The following is a 17,167-nucleotide window of genomic DNA, read 5'->3' as shown; positions in this document are numbered from 1 at the left end:
CTCTATCTTACCAAAATTTCTTAGAAAGGGCTTCTACACCTCAAGATTTTATACTTTCTGATATGGCCAAAAAGGGCTGTAACAGCATGCCTCCCGGCAACCTGTCACAGCCCCCCAAACCCGCGTCCGACGCGGCTTTTCGTTTTTTTACTCTTCCCCCGTCGTCACCGGGTTCTCCGGGTACGAAATCCAATCGCTCCAACTGCCCAAATAGAGCCGCGCGTCTGTCCGGCCCGCTTCCGCCAGGGCCAACAGGTTGGGACAGGCGGTGACGCCCGAGCCGCAATAGACGATAATCTCCTGGTCCGGGGCGATGTCGCCGAACCGGGTCTTCAGCTCCTCCGGCGGCAGCCACCGGCCGTCGGCCCCCAGATTATCCTTCCAGAACCGGTTCCGTGCTCCCGGGATATGGCCTGCCTTTTTGTCGATGGCTTCTTCTTCACCCCGGTACCGCCTCGGCTCTCTGGAATCGATGAGCACGGTGCCCGGCCGGTCCAGGCGCTCCCGGACATCCTCCATCACCACCAGCATCTGGTTCTGCACCCGGCCCCCAAACACCTTGGGCTCCGCCGGTGCGGCAGGCTCCGAGGAAACCGGCAGCCCGGCCTGAACCCAGCCGCGGTAGCCGCCGTCCAGCAGATAAACCTTCTCATGGCCCAAAAACCGCAGCAGCCACCAGAACCGGGCCGCCATGGCTCCCCCCTGGTCGTCATATGCAATCACCGCCGTATTCCGGTCAATGCCCCGCTCTCCCAGCTTCAGCAGCAGGACCCCCAGATCAGGCATGGGATGGCGCCCGCCATGCTCTCCCACAGGTCCGGAAAGGTCCTCCTCCAGATCAAAATAGACCGCTCCCGGCAGATGGCCCGCCGCATAAGCCTCCTGTCCGCACTTCTGCTGACCCAGCTGGAACCGGCAGTCGGCCAGCACCACCGGCTCCTCCCCGCCCAGCTTCTCCATGACTTGCTCCCTGCTAACAATAAACCGGTGTTGATTGACCATGATCTCCACTCCCCGCTTGGGACTGCATTCTTAATGCCCATTATATCAAAATCCGTCTCCCGCCGCCGCAGTCCATCCAAAAGACAAACCGCCGCGCTATACTACAAACCAATCCATTTTTCCTGCCGGAAAGTTTGTCCGTTTTTTTAAAGTTTACATCTCCGCCAAACGGTTTAAAAAGAGTGTGTAAAGAGAAAACCAACCAATCTAGCACAATAGAATGTTGGAGAGGAGAATGTAAAATGGGTTTTATATGGGCATTGATTATCGGCGGTGTAATCGGCTGGCTGGCCGGTGTTATTCTGGGACGGGACATTCCCGGAGGCGTCATCGGCAATATTATTGCAGGTTTTATCGGAGCTTGGTTAGGTAGCCTGATTATGGGGGACTTCGGTCCGGTAATCGGCGGCTTCTACTTCATACCGGCTCTGATCGGCGCAGTAGTGGTGGTCTTCCTGACCAGCCTCATTCTGCGCAACACCAGCCGCAGGCACAGCTGATGCAAGGCAGCGGGCAGCAAGGGCCCGCTTCACAACTGGGAACCGGGACATCCGTCGCCGGTTCTTTTTGCGTTGTGTATGGGGATACGGATGGCCGAATCCGGCGCGGGTCTGCCTGAAGGGACTGAGCGGACCATGCTATCCTGGTCGCTCCAAAAGTGCAGTTATTTTGAACAGTGATCCCTTTTTTCCGCGCCCATCCTGCAAAAGTGCATCTATTCTACTCTGAACCCGCCAAACAGGTGGAATTCGCGGGAAATAGCTGCACTTTTGCATTTGGCCCCCCCCCCGGTGAAGCGGCTGGTCCGAAAAATAAATACACTTTTGCATTTTGACATCTCCCCTTCTCCTCAAATGCAGCCGCCAAACCGTGGATACATCAGGCGCTCCCATCGACAGCGCTCACGGGGAGTTGTACAATGAAGGGATGACGTAACATTACGGGAGCGGGTAAAAGATGTGCAAGAATTTGCCGGGATTCACCTTTCAAGCAGTGCCCATGAACATTAGACATTGCCAGGACATCTGCACCTGGAGCTATGAGCCCCCTTACGATATCTACCAGTGGAGCTCCTGGGCCCAGATGGAAGCGGAGGCCGAGGAGTTCGGCGACGCGCAAATCCGCGAGACCCAGTACATTTCCATTTTGGATGGGGAAAACGGTTATTTGGTGGGCTACGCCCAGCTCTTTCCCATCACCGGTGTGACCCGGCTGGGGCTGGGGATGAGGCCGGAGCTGTGCGGGCTGGGAATCGGCCCGGACTTTGTCCGTTTTATTGCCGAGGAGGCCAAGCGCCGCAGACCCGGGGATACAGTGGATCTGGAGGTGCTGGTGTGGAATATCCGCGCCCAGAAGGCCTACCGGAAGGCGGGGTTTGTCATTACCGACCGCTACGAACGCCCGACCCCTAAGGGAAGCATGGACTTTTACTGCATGGTGTATCAGGAGGGTCCGGAATTCAATTAGCGGCCGAGACTTAAAAAAGCGACGGACAGTTTTGCCAAAAAGGGGTTATGGAGAGGCAAATTATGCTACAATAGTAGGATGCGATCCATGCGGAAACCACTGTGAAACAAAGGGGAAAAGGAGGTGCAGGAATGCTGAAGCTCAAGCTGCCCAAAAACCGGATTGAATTTCTGGCCGCCGGGGCCGAACGCCGAATGAAGCTTGCCGTGCTGGAGCGGGGCTGGGAATATTACCACCGGAATCTGGTGCAGAACGTGAATCTGGTGCAGGGCTATATTCTTCAGGCCGATGTCCGGGGGAAAGAAATCTTCCAGGTCAGACTGGATCTGGAGCAGTTCGAGAGAAGCGAATGCACCTGCTCCTCCGAGGGGTATTGCCAGCATATGGCCGGGCTGATCTTCTGGGCATATTCGGCTCATGGCCGGCCGGAGCTTCTGCTGATGCAGCTGAAGCAGGCCATCAACGCCCGGCGGAGAGCCAAGGCGGGGCTGAAGGCCGACAAAACCGCCGAATCCGCGGCGGCCACACTGCTGCCGGAGCTGCCGCCCAAGGAATGGGCCCGCTATTTCGAGCAGAAATTCCATGGCTACTCCCTCTCCAACCAGCATTCGGTGGAGCAGTTTTACCAGACCGTCTGGGAAACCCTGGGGGGAACGGCGGATGAATGGCCCAAGCCGTTGGCCGCTTTGTACCGGCTCCATCTGACCCTGTACGTGCTCTCCAAAATCGAGCAATTCCATCAGGACAATCAGTCCTCTTATTTGTCCTATTATATTGAAAACGGCTGCAAGCTGGTGGCGGCCTCCTGCTGGGATAAGCTGAAGGAGCTGACCCATGAGCGCCAGTCCTTCCATGAGGCGGCCCTGCAATTCCCGAAGCATTGGAAAGAAACGCTGGAGGCTGTATCCTCCCGGCTGCTCCATGCCCGGCCGGGGCCGGTGTATTGGACGGATGTGTACCGGTTTTTGTGGTGGCAGCTCTTCTATGGGGCCGGCGCGGAGCCGGAGGAAGCGGCAGGGCGGGAGCTGCACCGGCTCACCCTGCTGTCCGCCCAGGAGAGCATTCCCCGGGCCAAGGACGGCATCCTCCTGGCCATGGCCCTGTTCGATATTATCCGGGGCCAGGACGCCCAGGCCATGAAGCGGCTCTCCGGCCTGCATACCCGGCAATTTTCGGATTTCTATGTGATTCTCGAAAAACTCTCCGGCGGCGGAGAGTGGGAGCGGGTGCTCAACTGGCTGCGCTGGCTTCTGCCGGTGCTCTCCAAGGCCAAGCAGGAGGAATTCAACCAGGGCTGCTCCTTCTGGGTAGAAGCGGTGAAGCATCAGCCCACCGACGAGGAGTGGATTCGCGTGATGCTCTCCCTCCTGCCCCGCAGCTACTATTATTACACCGACTACCTGATGCAGACCGGTCGCTTCCGCCAATGGGTGGACCTGCAATTGGCCACAGGAATTTCACCGGCCAGTCTGTATACAGCCGAATTGCATACGGTGGAGACCCATGATCCGGGGCTGCTCCTGCCCCTTTTCCATCAATCGGTGGAGAAGGCGGTTGCGGAAAAAAACCGAGATTCCTACAAGCTGGCCATCCGCCACTTAAAAAAATTGAACAGCCTTTACAAGCAACTGGGGAGAATTGAGCTTTGGGAGGAGTATCTGGCCCGGCTCCATATTAAATACGCCCGGCTGCGCGCATTCAAAGAAGAGCTGGCGAAAGGACAGTGGGCGACATGATTGTCACCGGCCCTTATACCGTTCATGCCTCGTGGATGCCGGCAGGCTCCCTGTTCCTCTGGGGCACCCGCCGCCAGGGCGGGTCCGTGGACGCCACCGAGCTGAAGCATTTGCTGTTTGCCTGGCATGCGGCCAGCTTTTACGGCACCTTTATCGAGACGCTGGAGTTTACCGGGAAGGAAGGCGTGGTGCTGGAGGCCGAGGACGCCCTGCATTACTTTTGCGACCCGTCGGAGCTGCAGCACGCCTCTATCGAATGGTCCACGGAGGCCGCTCCCCTGAAGGCCGCCGCTCCCGCCATCCGGGAGGCCTTGGCTGCAGGCAGGGTGATGCCCGATTACGATAAGTGGCGGCAGGGGTCCCTAGGCTGGAAGCTGCAGCTGCCGGAGGAGCTGCGGGGAATGGAATCCCCGCTCCTGAAAACCTGGGCGGATGCCCTCATCGAAGCGGAGGTGCGCCGCCGCCCCGAGCTGCAGGAGGCCTTGGCCAAGCTGATGGAGACGGTGCCGCGGATTATGCGGGGCGACATCTCCGCCGACCTGTGGCTGGACGAGGAGGATTGGCTGGTGTCCATCGGCTGGAAGCCGGATACCGCCCCCTTCCGCACCTGCCTGCAGCTGGTGGAGCCCGAGCATGACCAGCTGTGGCGGCTGGCCATTCTCCTGCAGGACCGGCAGCTGGCGGAGCGGATTATCGCCTGCGACGCCGAAGGCTCGCCCCTGCCCGGAGAGCCGGTGCCGGAGGAATGGCAGCCGGAGCTGGCCCGGGTCGGCCGGGATGTGGAGCGCTGGCTCCATATCATTCCGGAGCTGCGGGACCCGGCGGTGCCCGCCCGGCTGAAGCGGGAGCTCACCGCCGACGAGGCTTGGGAGTTCCTGGCCCAAGGGAGCCGGCAGCTTGTGGAGGCGGGCACGCCGGTGTTCCTGCCGGCCTGGTGGGAGCGGCTGCGCCGCACCAGACCCCGCCTCCGGGCCAAGCTGCGCTCCTCTGTCGGCTCTGCGGGATCAACCGCCTTTGGCCTGTCCCAGCTGATGGAATTCGACTGGCGGCTGGCTGTGGGCGATATGGAGCTGACGGAAGAGGAATTCCGCACCCTCATGGAGGAGAAACGGCGGCTGGTGCGCTTCCGGGGACGCTGGATTCAATTGGACCCCAAGCAGATGGAAGCCATCAGCCAGGTGATGAAGCAGGTCAAGAAGAAGCGGGGTCTTTCCTTCCGGGATGTGCTGGAGCTGCATTTGGCCGGCGAGGAAGAGGAGGGCGAAGGGCCCGGCGGCCGGGAGGAGGACGATCTCGATCTGAAGCTGGAGGTGGAGCTGAACGACCATCTTCGGCAGCTCATCTCCCAACTGAAGGAGCATAAGGGCGTCCCCATGCAAGGACCGCCTCCTGGCTTCCACGGCACCCTCCGCCCTTATCAGGCGGAAGGAGTCTCCTGGCTTTTGTTCCTGCGCCAGTTTGGTCTGGGCGGCTGCCTGGCCGACGACATGGGCTTGGGCAAAACCATCCAATGGATCAGCTACCTCCTCTCCGTCAAGGAGCAGGAGGGCCAATCGCAGGCCGCGGACGACCAGGAGCCGCTGCCTCCGGGGCTCCTGATCTGCCCCACCTCCGTGCTGGGCAACTGGCAGAAGGAGCTGCAGCGTTTTGCCCCCGGCATGAAGGTGCTGCTCCATTACGGACCCCAACGGCGCAAAGGCGAGGATTTCCGCAAGGCGGCTCTGGAAGCGGATTTGGTCCTCTCCTCCTACACCTTGGCCCATCTGGACGAGAAGGAATTCGCCTCCATCTACTGGAGCTCCATCTGCCTGGACGAGGCGCAGAATATCAAGAACGCTTATACGAAGCAATCCGGCGCGGTCCGGCGGCTGGACGGGTACCACCGCATTGCCATGACCGGCACGCCCATCGAAAACCGGCTGACCGAGCTGTGGTCCATCTTCGACTTCCTGAACCCGGGCTACTTCGGCACCCTGCGGGAGTTCAGCCACCGGTTCGTGCAGCCCATTGAACGGATTTCCGATCAGGCCCTGATCGGCCAGGTTCAGCGGATGATCCGGCCCTTTCTGCTCCGCCGCCTGAAGAAGGACCCGGCCATCCAGCTGGATTTGCCGGACAAGGACGAGAGCAAAGTATTTATCTCGCTTACGGCGGAGCAGGCCTCCCTGTACGAAAACTATATCCGGGACCTGTTCGAGCGCCTGGACCGGCTGGGCCCCATGGAGCGCCGCGGGCTGATCCTGTCGGCCCTCACCCGGTTAAAGCAGATTTGCAACCATCCCGAGCTGCTGCAGAAAACCATGCGCGGCGCCCCCATCCAGTGGCGGGAGCGCTCCAACAAGCTGGAGCGGCTCTTGGACATGGTGACGGAGCTGCGGACGGAGGGGGACCGCTGCCTGATCTTTACCCAGTTCGTGGAAACCGGCTACATGCTTCAGCATGTGCTGGAGCAGGAGCTGGCGGAGCCGGTGCTGTTCCTCCATGGCGGCACCCCCAAGCATATGCGGGATGAAATGGTGGCCCGCTTCCAAAACGAAAGCCTGCCCGAAGCGGAGCGGAACGGCGTGTTCCTCTTATCGCTTAAGGCAGGCGGGATCGGACTGAATCTGACGGCGGCCAACCATGTGTTCCACTTCGACCGCTGGTGGAACCCGGCGGTGGAGAATCAGGCCACGGACCGGGCATACCGGATCGGCCAAAACCGCCATGTGCAGGTGCACAAGTTCGTGACCCTGGGCACCCTGGAGGAGCGGATCGACGACATGATCGAGCGCAAGCAGGACTTGAGCAGGCAGATCGTCGGCGGAGGCGAGGGCTGGATTACCGAGCTGTCCACAGAGGATCTGAAGGAGCTGTTCTCCCTGCGCCAGGAATGGATCAGCGTATAAGCAAATCGACGAATAAGTACAGATCTGTGCCCACCGGACAGGAATAGGACTGGATGGGCTTGGCGGTGGCAAGGTCGGCGTATGCCTGGGACAGGATGCCCGACCTTTGCTTTTGCATATGGATGATGGTCGGAATAAAATAGGGGCGCCACAGCCAATTGGAGCCGCGGTACTCCTCATTGCGGGTCCAGGCGCCGTCCTCGCCGCGTTCAAAATTGCAGGAGACCTGGATGCCGTCCCCCCGGCACAGATATATCCGGAGAGTGTTCTCCGGCACCTCGTGGATCAGTTCCCCCGCCAGATGATCCGGCTCCCGCACCGCGGCCATAACGGCGGTCCGGTCGGCCAGCTCCTTCAACCGGTGTTCGGCGGCCATAAGCTTCAAATAAGAGGCATAGGACTCTTTTCCGTACCGGTCCATCTGTTCGTTGAGCAAAGCCGTGTACTCATGCTCGGGCAGAAAATCCCGTTTTGCCTCCGAAAATAGATAACCCTGCACATAACGCGCGCCTGCGGCCATGGCATTTTTCAGATCAAGGACATTTTCCACCCCCTCCACCAAGAGGGAGCCTCCCATCTGCTCGGCAATGATGGAGAAGGAGCGCAAAAGGGCCCGGTACCCGTCATGGGTAACGCCTTTGCGGAGAATCTTCAGGTCCATCTTGATAATATCCGGGCGGAACATGGCAATCCGGTCCAGGCTGGAGAAGCCGCTGCCCACGTCATCCACCGCAAGCAGGCAGCCATGCTGCCGGTAGATATCCACGATCTCCAGCAGCTCCTTCAGCTTCCCCGAAAAGGACTCCTCGGTGATCTCCACCACCACCCGGCCGGCGGGCAAACCATACTGCGTAAGCAGCTCCAGAGTAGGCAGCCTGCCGGTTTCCCGGTAGGAGCGGTAAATCCAGCTGGGCTTCAGGTTCACGAACAGCAGGCCGCCGTATCCCTCCCGGACCGCTTTTGCAAAGGCAATCTGCCGGAGCTTCCGGTCCGTGGCAATCTGAATGGGCTCAGGAATGGCCGGATCATGAAAAAAGGCCCCCAAACTGCGCACCTCCCCGCCCACAATCTCTCGGCCCAGAGACTCATGACCAATGACGGACATGCTCTGCAAGGACAGGATGGGCTGAAAGAAGGGGCAAATCTGCCCGGCAGGCAGGGTTGCATTCTTGCTGTCGATCATTTGGGTCCGCCCTTTCCTTCTTCTTCCTAGGCCGTGTCTGATAACTCCGAGGGGAGCGGGTTTTCAGACACGGCCTAAAAAACTCGCTCGCGATTTCTTTATCCCCGATTGTACCGTAGGCCCAGGGACTATGCAAGCTTCCCACACCTTGAGTGTCACATTCATGTCAGATATGCCCTCCAAGAATTTAGTTTTCGGCATGGCCGAAACTTATGAATTCTCTACGCGTAAAAAAAGTTTGGCGTTCGACATGATCCTACATCATTTTAATAGAACTTGCGTTATAATGAAATATTGTAAACGAATGGTCGGGACTAATTGCCTATTATCCGCGCAATTGCGCGTTATACTTACTTCAGGCCAGACTTGGCAGGCGGTGATGCGTATGAACAGACATGGAAAATGGTATGCAGCCGGCTTTACCGTGATTTCCATGCTGCTCTCCCTTCAGCTGGAATATTCCGTTTGGGACTTCCGGTACTCCCATCTTCTCATGACGGGATTGAGCCTGACCATCATCTGGCTCCTCGGCTTGGGCTATGACCGGGCCATGAATCTGGCGGTCCGGGATGATCTGACCCGGGCGTATAACCGGAGATTTCTGAACCACTACATTCCTTCCTTGCTGGTCCGGGCAGCCAAAAAAGGGGAAACCCTGACGCTGACCATCCTGGATTGCGACGACTTCAAAAAAATCAACGACGAAAACGGGCATCATACAGGCGATACCGTTCTCCAGGGCATCGCCAGGCTGATGATCAAGCATATCCGGCACGAGGATCTTCTGGTTCGCTTGGGCGGGGATGAATTCGTGCTGATTACCCGGCACTCCACCTACAATTCCACCCTGACCGTTATCGACCGGCTCCGCCAGGAGCTGGACATTCTGGCCCGGGAGATGAACTTGTCTCTGTCCGTATCCGCCGGAACGGCTGTGTTTCCCGACGACGGACACCGGCTGGAGGACCTGATCCGGATGGCCGACTTCCGGATGTACCAGTCCAAGCTGATGCGCAAGGAGACTGCGGCCTATGCCTCATTGGGCCTGTCGGTGGATCAGGAGCCGCGCATGAAGCAGGCGTAGCCTTGTTTGGACAAGCTTGCGGCCCTCAAAAAAAACCTCCGTCGCCCCTGTGCCTTATGGAAGGACACAAACGCATGACGGAGGTTTTTGGCATGGCTTATTTCTTGAAGATTCCGAAGGGTTTGCCTACCGGCAGGAACGTCCGGCCAAAGTGGGTGTTCAGCACATTGGCCCCGCAGCCGTAGAAGGATACCAGCGCGATCAGGAGCTCGGACACCGCAGCCACATCATGGAAGAAGCCCTCGGCAATGCCCAATGTGGAGAGAGACAGCCCGATAAACAGGAAGTCGATCAGCACGAAGATGATGAACAGCACCTTGTTGGTTTCCATGGCCCCGATGGTCATGAACAACGTAAAGATCAGATAGCCCACAAAAGCGGCGCCCAATTGGTGGGTATCCACAGCGCCTGCCAGCTTTTCGCCGAAGACGCCCATATTAATCATCCACGTGGAGGCTACCCCCAGCCAGAAGAAACCGTAAGCCCCGAACGCCGTGGTTCCAAAGGTATTGCCATGCTTGGAATCCTGCACAGCGGCGAACAGCTGCGCGAAGGCTCCCAGGAAAATAGCCCAGGGAATCACATCGGATAAGCCGTGGGTCCACTCCAGCTTTTGGGTGGATGCCACCAGGGTCACGATGGCTAGACCGAATAACCCGATTGCCGACGGGTCGGCGGTAGTAATTTTGACATGCTGAGAGCTGTTCATAGTGCTTGCTGTTCCTCCTACGCGCATCATAATAATAGTCCTCGACACTCCCTCGCCTGAAGGCCGGACGGGAAAGAACGGAAAAGCTCAAAAATCGTCCAAAATTGTCGGGTCACATGGATTTTAACGGATTCCGGCCCAAAAGACAATTGAAATTTCCTTAAATTTGGTCTTTACAAGTTGACCTAAGGTTGATAATATTAGTATCTATCAAGCCTCTGTAAGAGGATGGCATAAAGTTACAATTAAATAGCATTCATGATATTCCTTAACCGGAATACTTCTTATCAAGAGTGGCTGAGGGTAAAGGCCCTATGAAGCCCGGCAACCGGTCCATCCGACAACGGACGACAAGCCAGAGAGACGCTCTTTTCCTGCGCTCCCTATTGTTTGCCCAGTGCGGAGCGGACGTCTTTGGTGCCAATTCCTTCGGAGATCCAGCGGATTTCCGGCAGATGAGAGGGGAATGAATCGTTTCTAGCGAAACTGCTGACGAGCCGCCCTTTTTCACTGTGAAAAAGGGCTTTTTATTTTTGCGAAAAGGTGGCCTGGCTGGATTATGATTCGCTTGAACCAGATTACGAAGACATATACCGTCGGCAAAAAAACGGTGCCCGCTCTCCACGGCATCTCGCTTACCGTGGCCCAGGGGGAAATCTTCGGCGTCATCGGCCACTCCGGTGCCGGAAAAAGCACCCTGATCCGCTGTATCAACCTTCTGGAGCCTCCTACCTCCGGGCAGGTTAAAGTGGACGGCGTGGAGCTGTCGGCCCTCTCCGATAAGCAGCTGCAGGAGGAGCGGCGGAAAATCGGGATGATCTTCCAGCATTTCAATCTGCTGTCCTCGGCGACGGTGGCCAAAAATGTGGCTTTCCCGCTGGAATTGGCGGGTATCCCCAAGGAGGCTATTGCGCTCCGGGTAAAGGAGCTGCTGGAGCTGGTGGGCCTGGAGGAGCATGCGTCCAAATATCCGGCCCAGCTGTCCGGCGGCCAGAAGCAGCGGGTGGGCATTGCCCGGGCGCTGGCCAACAACCCCAAGGTGCTGCTGTGCGATGAAGCCACCTCGGCTCTCGACCCGCAGACCACCAGCTCCATCCTGGCCCTTTTGTCCGACATCAACAAGAAACTGGGGCTGACCATCATGCTCATCACCCATGAGATGCATGTGATCCGCACCATCTGCGACCGGGTGGCGGTTATCGACGGCGGCCGCATTGTGGAGGAAGGACCGGTCACGGATGTCTTCCTGAAGCCCAAGCATCCCACCACCCGTGAGTTCGTCGAGCAGGTATCCGACAGCCAGGAGCTGAAGGAGGCCATCCGCCACGGCAAAGCCTCCGGCCAGCATTCGATTGTGCGCATCACCTATCTGGGGGATACCACCTATGAGCCGGTGCTGTATGAGGTGACCCGGCAGACAGGCACACCCTTCGCCATTCTCCAGGGAACCATCTCCCGGATGAAGGATACCCCTTACGGCCAGCTGACCGTCCAGTTCGGCGGGGCGGAAGCGGATGTGGCGCGGACCCTGGACAGCCTGCAGGCGCGCGGATTTGATGTGGAGGTGCTCTAGGATGCTGGAATGGTTTAAAAATGTGGACCCCCAGGAAATTTGGCAGGCCAGCCAGGATACCCTGACCATGCTGGGCATGTCCGCCCTGTTTACCGTTTTGCTGGGGTTGCCTTTGGGCATTCTGCTGTTTATGACCTCCCGGGGGCAGATTTTGCAGAACCGGGCTGTATATTTGACTTTGTCCATTATCGTCAATGTCCTGCGTTCCATCCCGTTTGTCATTCTGATGATTCTGGTGATGCCCTTCACGAAGGTTCTGGTGGGCACAACCATTGAAGTGAAAGGCTCCATCCCGCCGTTGGTGATTGCGGCCGCCCCGTTCTTCGCCCGTCTGGTGGAAACCACCCTCCGGGAGGTGGACAGAGGCGTGGTGGAAGCAGCCAAGGCTATGGGCGCTTCCAATTGGCAGATCATCCGCAAGGTGCTTCTGCCCGAGTCCTTGCCCGGTCTTGTGGCCGGCATCACCATCACCACCGTAACTCTGGTCTCCTATACCGCCATGTCAGGCATTATCGGCGGCGGGGGGCTGGGCGATCTGGCTATCCGCTACGGCTATCAGCGGTTTATGCCGGACGTGATGGCTGTGACGGTGCTCATTCTGATTCTTCTTGTCATTCTGCTGCAAATCCTGGGCGACCGTCTGGTCCTCCGGTTCAGCCGCAAGTAAACTTAGAAGCCTGTCCGACGAACCTGCCGGTGGCGCAATGGGGATAGATGCTTGGACGTTCCGGCCTTCAGCCGACGCCTGCATAAGCACCCGATTCTCATGCGCCACCGTGCGGACCGCCGGATTGACCCATATATAGGGCCTCTTGCTATTAAGAAGCCCAGTATTCCCATCATAATACTTATATCTTAAGGAGGGTTTTGTCTGATGAAAAAACAATGGCTTGTCGTTCTGTCCCTGGTTTTTGCGCTTACCTTCGTGCTGTCCGCTTGCGGTGAAAAGAAGGATTCTGCAGCTTCTCCGGCTGCCAGCACTGCCGCCGGCGCTTCCACAGCCGCTTCCGCCAGTCCTGCCGCAAGCCCGTCCGCCGCTCCCGTTACCCTGAAAATCGGCGCCACCGCCGTCCCCCACGCCGAGCTGCTGGAGTATGTGAAGCCTGCATTGGCCAAGGAAGGCGTAAACCTGGAAATCAAGGTATTTACCGACTATGTCCTGCCCAACACCCAAGTGGCTGAAAAGCAGCTGGATGCCAACTTTTTCCAACATATTCCTTACCTGGAGCAGCAAAATAAGGACCGCAACCTGAAGCTGGTGAAGGTTGCCGGCATCCACATCGAACCCTTCGGCATTTACTCCTCCAAAATCAAGAAGCTGGATGAGCTGAAGGACGGCGCCAAGGTGGCCATCCCCAACGATCCCTCCAACGGCGGCCGCGCTTTGGCCCTGCTGGAAAAAGCCGGTCTGATCAAGCTGAAGGACGGCGTCGGCATCAACGGTACAGTGAAGGATATCGCCGAAAACAAGAAGAACCTGAAGATCACCGAGCAGGAAGCCGCTATGCTGCCCCGTGTGCTGGGTGAAGTGGACATCGCCACCATCAACACCAACTATGCGCTGGAAGCCAAGCTGGTTCCCACCAAGGATGCCCTGTTCATTGAGCAATCCGACTCCCCGTATGTGAACATCATCGTGGCCCGCGAGGACAACAAGGACTCCGAGGCGCTGAAGAAGCTGGTGAAGGCTCTGCAAACCGAGGATGTGAAGAAGTTCATCGCCGATAAATACCAAGGCGCTGTTGTGCCTGCATTCTAATTTGATGGGATTATTGCCGTCGCCTCCGGGCGGCGGTTTTTTTGTTGGCGGCGGGCTGCGCTGCCGAGACCGGGAGGGCGGACGCCGGATCTGTTGCGGGTGTTCGCCGCGCTTCGATGCGGGTGTCGGGGCTGTTGCGGGCGCTCGCACCACTCTGATGCGAACCCCAGCTTCTGTGCGGACCCAGGTTCCGTTATTGGCGGGAAAATGCCTCTTTTTCATTTTAAGCGGACTGGAAAGCCGTTATTTGCGAAAAAGGTGGAGATGGCGGCGCCTTTATGATGCGATAACGGATCGTGTGTCCGCCAAATCTGCAAACACCCTCCAAACGGAAAAATAGCGGATCGCCTGTCCGGGTAGATGGGCGACAGAGGAGTATCGGGTAGGGTAACAGGCGATATTGCACTAAGCTTTTCCGTTTCTTAAGAAACGGAAACAGGCCACGCCCCGTATACTGTACCAAAAGCGCTGTAACGGGAAAGGAGCCGCCCATGCACATCTTGACTTATTCCTTGCTTGACGGCGAAGCAAACTCCGATGGGTTTTACCAAAGAGCGGCAGAACTGACGGATGCCTTCCTCCTGTACGGAGAGGAGAAGCTGCTGCCAGAGGCCCGGAAGCTGCGCCGTCTGGCGGAACGGACGGGCGCGGAGCCCCCTCGTTCCGTAGAGGAATACGCCTTCGATCTGCTGACGGCAGGGGTATTATGGCGCGTGTACCGTTTCCACGCGCTGGGGCTGTCTCCCGCCAGAGGCAGGCTGCTGCGCCGTCTGGCGGGAGTTCGCACTGCCTCGCCGCGGCTGAAGCCCGCGGCGGACCGGTTGCGCGCCACCTGGGGGTCCAGGTGGCTGCTGGTCCCGGCGGCCGATGGCGAAGCCCGGCCGCCCGAAGCGGCTGTGCCGGGGGCTCCCACCGCGGCACAGTGGCAAAAGCTGTGCCTGTGGCTGGAGGCCACAGGCGAGTTCAACCAAGAGGCGGCGCGGCTGCGGCTGGCCGCCGATTGCTTGGCGAAGGCGCCGCCGGGGGCCTTCCGGGCAACTGCGGAAGCGGCGGTGGACGCCGCCGCATGGCTAGCGGGCGCGGGCGCCCGGATGCTTGGCGACTATACCCGCCAGGTGGAGGACTTCCGCGCCGGGGTGGCAGAGCGTACCACCCGTCGGGAGGACGCGGTTCTGAGGAACCGCACCCGGGTGGAGTACCATCTGAATCTGCTTGGCGCAGAGCTGATGAACCGCGTCTACCGCAGCGCTTTTTGGGCTGCGCCGAAGCATGCCGTGCTTCTCCCGGTGTGCCTGCGCGCCCATAGCGGCCAGGACTGCGCCGCCATCCGCAGCGGCTGCGGCCATACCTGCCTCCGGTGCGACAAAAGCTGCCGGGTAGCCTCTGTAATGGAGATGGGAGCAGCCGAAGGCTTCGAGGTGATCCTGATCTCCCACGAAAGCGACGCCTTCTCCCACCGCCTGATCGACCGCTTGCTCCGGGAGGGCACAGCCATCGTAGGGGTGGCCTGCGCGCTGAATCTGGTGTCAGGGGGACTCCGCGCCAAAGCGGTTGGGTTGGCCGCCCAATGTGTGATTCTGGACTATTGCGGCTGCGGGAGACATTGGGATGATGCCGGAGGCTTTCCCACGGACCTGAACTTGAACCGGCTCCAGGCCATCCTCCGGCCAACCTGATCCATAACGGAACAAGTATCGGTCCCCAGAATAGCCCGCCTGAATGATTATAAAAGCCTCAAATTTGATCCCGCGACTTCTGCCTCCGTAAAATAACGCAACCTATTTTCCGCTATTTACCCCAGCGGTCGTCTTGAAGGGCAATAACGGAAGCACTTTTCCGCTATCCGCCCCGATTCACGCTCCCGCAGGCGATAGCGGAAAATCCTTGCCGCTATCCAGCAATAACCTCGCTCAAATAGTGGAGCGTGTTTTTCCGCTAATTGAGCCGCTCCGCCGTTTGGAAGCAAATAAAGACAGCCTACTTTCCTCTATTGTTCTCCCGATTTAGCTTTAGAGGGGGAAATGGCCGCAATAACGGAAGAACACCTTCCGCTACCCAGAAAACCATGGCCCGCGCCGAAGATCGGATAAGTTACGGATGTCTCGAAATCGGCGAGGGCGATTGGGGGACCTCCTCGACTTTCATCGGTCTTCGGCCCCTCGCGAAGCAGCGACAGGGAGGGCTATCTGGAAGATAGCGGATGCCACAAACCACTTGCCGGAATTTTCAGCAATTCTTCAGCCGCTTTTCAACTTGACCTGTTACCCTTTGGAGGATGATTCCAATCGACTCGGAGGGATAACAGTATGTCCATTTCAAATGTATCCAGCAGCACTTCCAGCGTGTCATCCTATTCTTCAGCTTCCTCTTCCTCATCCTCGGACTCCGAGGTGGCCTCCCTTCAAAAACAGCTGGAGCGGCTGCAAAGTGAATTGAAAAAGGTCAGCACCAGCAAGGATGATGCCAAAACCAAAGAAACAAAAACGAAGCAGCTTCAGCAGCAAATCCAGCAGCTTCAGCAGCAGATTGCCCAGAAGAAGAACAAAACCTCATCCAGTTCGGGCACCGGCAACACAGCCCGGGAGGAATCTGCCGCAACCGCCGCCCCGGCAGCCAACAGCGCTGCAGCGAGCCAAACCAAGGCCAACGGCTGGCAGCAGGACGGCAGCTTTAACCTGCTGGTCTGAATATGGCAGTATTGCTCTATTAGCCTTCTGCTTAGCAGCGGATACTCCCATCCGAAAAAGACCCCGAAGAAGCCATTTCTTTGTGGTCTTTTTTCGTTCTGTTCGGTTTGATGAACTGTTCGGCTTGATGAATTTTGGCCGTATGGAAAATTTCCACTTTTTGATATAATGAAAGAACACAACTGAACTGCAAAGGGAGAGGAACATCAATGGAGGAAATCCAAGGGGCCTTGTTTACCGTCGAGACACTACACGACGATCTTGTGCGGTTGGGGGTCCGGCCCGGCATGACACTATTGGTTCACTCCTCCATGAAAACGTTGGGCGGCTGGGCGGCTGGAGGACCTGTGGCGGTGATCCTGGCTCTGGAGGCGGCAATCGGTCCCTCGGGAACCCTGGTCATGCCTGCCCATACGGGAGAACTAACCGACCCGGCAGGCTGGCGCTGTCCGCCCGTGCGGGAAGCCTGGTGGGAGCCGATCCGCCGGACCATGCCCGCTTACGATCCGGACCTTTCCCCCACCTATAAGATGGGTGTCATTCCGGAATGCTTCCGCAAGCAAAAGGGCGTTTTGCGCAGCAGCCATCCGCATGTCTCCTTCGCCGCCTGGGGACGCCATGCAGCGGAAGTGACCGGCAGCCACAGTCTGGATTATGGCCTGGGGGAAAACTCCCCTCTGGCCCGCATCTACGACCTGGACGGGTATGTCCTGCTGCTGGGGGTGGGACACTACAACAACACCTCCCTGCATTTGGCCGAAACCCGTTCCCGGTACGGGGCAGGAGCGCAGATGACCGCAAGCGCGCCTATCACCATTGACGGAGTCCGGCAATGGGTTACATTCCGGGATGTGGAAGGAGACAGCTCCGACTTTGAAACACTAGGCAATGATTATGAACGGGCAGGCGGCCCCGTCATCCACGGCCGGATTGCCCATGCTCCGGCCCTGCTGATTCCCCAACGGCCATTGGTAGACTACGCGGTTGAATGGATGAACCATAACCGGACAAACCCTGCCGACTGATCTCCGCTGCCCAGCCCTCCAGGCCGCCGGTCAAAGCAGCTCTGCGAGCATGCA

At 58.4% G+C, this 17,167-nt stretch carries 14 protein-coding genes and 1 riboswitch; of the genes, 11 read left to right on the top strand and 3 right to left on the bottom strand.

The features are described 5' to 3' along the window. Positions 1 to 147 precede the first annotated feature (147 nt). Entirely contained in the window at positions 148 to 1,002 is an 855-nt protein-coding gene (locus DQG13_RS23225) for a sulfurtransferase (protein WP_113022561.1), read from the bottom strand. 242 nt (positions 1,003 to 1,244) lie between these two features. On the opposite strand from DQG13_RS23225, the gene DQG13_RS23220 reads away from it, so the two are divergent. From DQG13_RS23220 to DQG13_RS23205, 4 genes are all read left to right on the top strand, one after another. Next, positions 1,245 to 1,502: a GlsB/YeaQ/YmgE family stress response membrane protein gene (locus DQG13_RS23220; protein WP_113022560.1), complete on the top strand. Its 258-nt coding sequence runs from the start codon at positions 1,245 to 1,247 to the stop codon at positions 1,500 to 1,502. A gap of 457 nt (positions 1,503 to 1,959) precedes the next feature. Next, positions 1,960 to 2,469, top strand: a complete 510-nt coding sequence (locus DQG13_RS23215) for a GNAT family N-acetyltransferase (protein ID WP_113022559.1) — start codon at positions 1,960 to 1,962, stop codon at positions 2,467 to 2,469. A 131-nt stretch (positions 2,470 to 2,600) separates the two neighbouring features. Beyond that, a complete protein-coding gene (locus tag DQG13_RS23210) occupies positions 2,601 to 4,205 on the top strand; it encodes a hypothetical protein (protein WP_113022558.1) in 1,605 nt (534 codons plus the stop codon). Next, the gene (locus DQG13_RS23205) at positions 4,202 to 7,093 is read left to right on the top strand and encodes a DEAD/DEAH box helicase (RefSeq protein ID WP_113022557.1); all 2,892 of its coding nucleotides are present in this window, start codon (positions 4,202 to 4,204) and stop codon (positions 7,091 to 7,093) included. The genes DQG13_RS23210 and DQG13_RS23205 overlap by 4 nt, the downstream gene beginning before the upstream one ends. On the opposite strand, the gene DQG13_RS23200 is transcribed toward DQG13_RS23205, so the two are convergent. Further along, entirely contained in the window at positions 7,083 to 8,276 is a 1,194-nt protein-coding gene (locus DQG13_RS23200; RefSeq protein ID WP_113022556.1) for an EAL domain-containing protein, read from the bottom strand. The two genes, DQG13_RS23205 and DQG13_RS23200, sit on opposite strands and share 11 nt — an antisense overlap. A gap of 385 nt (positions 8,277 to 8,661) precedes the next feature. On the opposite strand from DQG13_RS23200, the gene DQG13_RS23195 reads away from it, so the two are divergent. Then, entirely contained in the window at positions 8,662 to 9,360 is a 699-nt protein-coding gene (locus DQG13_RS23195; RefSeq protein WP_181592942.1) for a GGDEF domain-containing protein, read from the top strand. A 97-nt stretch (positions 9,361 to 9,457) separates the two neighbouring features. Here the strand turns inward: DQG13_RS23195 and DQG13_RS23190 are convergent, their stop codons facing one another. Beyond that, positions 9,458 to 10,069, bottom strand: a complete 612-nt coding sequence (locus DQG13_RS23190) for an acetate uptake transporter (protein ID WP_113022554.1) — start codon at positions 10,067 to 10,069, stop codon at positions 9,458 to 9,460. Positions 10,070 to 10,350: 281 nt separating this feature from the next. Next, a riboswitch (SAM riboswitch) is annotated at positions 10,351 to 10,531 on the top strand. Between the two features lie 97 nt (positions 10,532 to 10,628). Here DQG13_RS23190 and DQG13_RS23185 point away from each other — a divergent pair. From DQG13_RS23185 to DQG13_RS23160, 6 genes are all read left to right on the top strand, one after another. Continuing rightward, positions 10,629 to 11,642, top strand: a complete 1,014-nt coding sequence (locus DQG13_RS23185) for a methionine ABC transporter ATP-binding protein (protein WP_113022553.1) — start codon at positions 10,629 to 10,631, stop codon at positions 11,640 to 11,642. Between the two features lie 4 nt (positions 11,643 to 11,646). Continuing rightward, positions 11,647 to 12,309, top strand: coding sequence for a methionine ABC transporter permease (locus DQG13_RS23180; protein WP_309472253.1), 663 nt, complete (start codon positions 11,647 to 11,649; stop codon positions 12,307 to 12,309). Between the two features lie 207 nt (positions 12,310 to 12,516). Then, the gene (locus tag DQG13_RS23175) at positions 12,517 to 13,401 is read left to right on the top strand and encodes a MetQ/NlpA family ABC transporter substrate-binding protein (RefSeq protein ID WP_113022551.1); all 885 of its coding nucleotides are present in this window, start codon (positions 12,517 to 12,519) and stop codon (positions 13,399 to 13,401) included. Between the two features lie 491 nt (positions 13,402 to 13,892). Continuing rightward, positions 13,893 to 15,077, top strand: a complete 1,185-nt coding sequence (locus tag DQG13_RS23170) for a DUF116 domain-containing protein (RefSeq protein ID WP_113022550.1) — start codon at positions 13,893 to 13,895, stop codon at positions 15,075 to 15,077. 630 nt (positions 15,078 to 15,707) lie between these two features. Then, entirely contained in the window at positions 15,708 to 16,088 is a 381-nt protein-coding gene (locus DQG13_RS23165) for a FlxA-like family protein (RefSeq protein WP_113022549.1), read from the top strand. Positions 16,089 to 16,297: 209 nt separating this feature from the next. Beyond that, positions 16,298 to 17,113: an AAC(3) family N-acetyltransferase gene (locus DQG13_RS23160; RefSeq protein WP_113022548.1), complete on the top strand. Its 816-nt coding sequence runs from the start codon at positions 16,298 to 16,300 to the stop codon at positions 17,111 to 17,113. Positions 17,114 to 17,167: the final 54 nt, after the last annotated feature.

The organism is Paenibacillus sp. YN15 (genome assembly GCF_003285005.1).
Classification (GTDB): domain Bacteria; phylum Bacillota; class Bacilli; order Paenibacillales; family NBRC-103111; genus Paenibacillus_AR.
The sequence above is the reverse complement of the archived record's forward strand: the minus strand, read 5'-3'. Positions and strand labels throughout refer to the sequence as shown.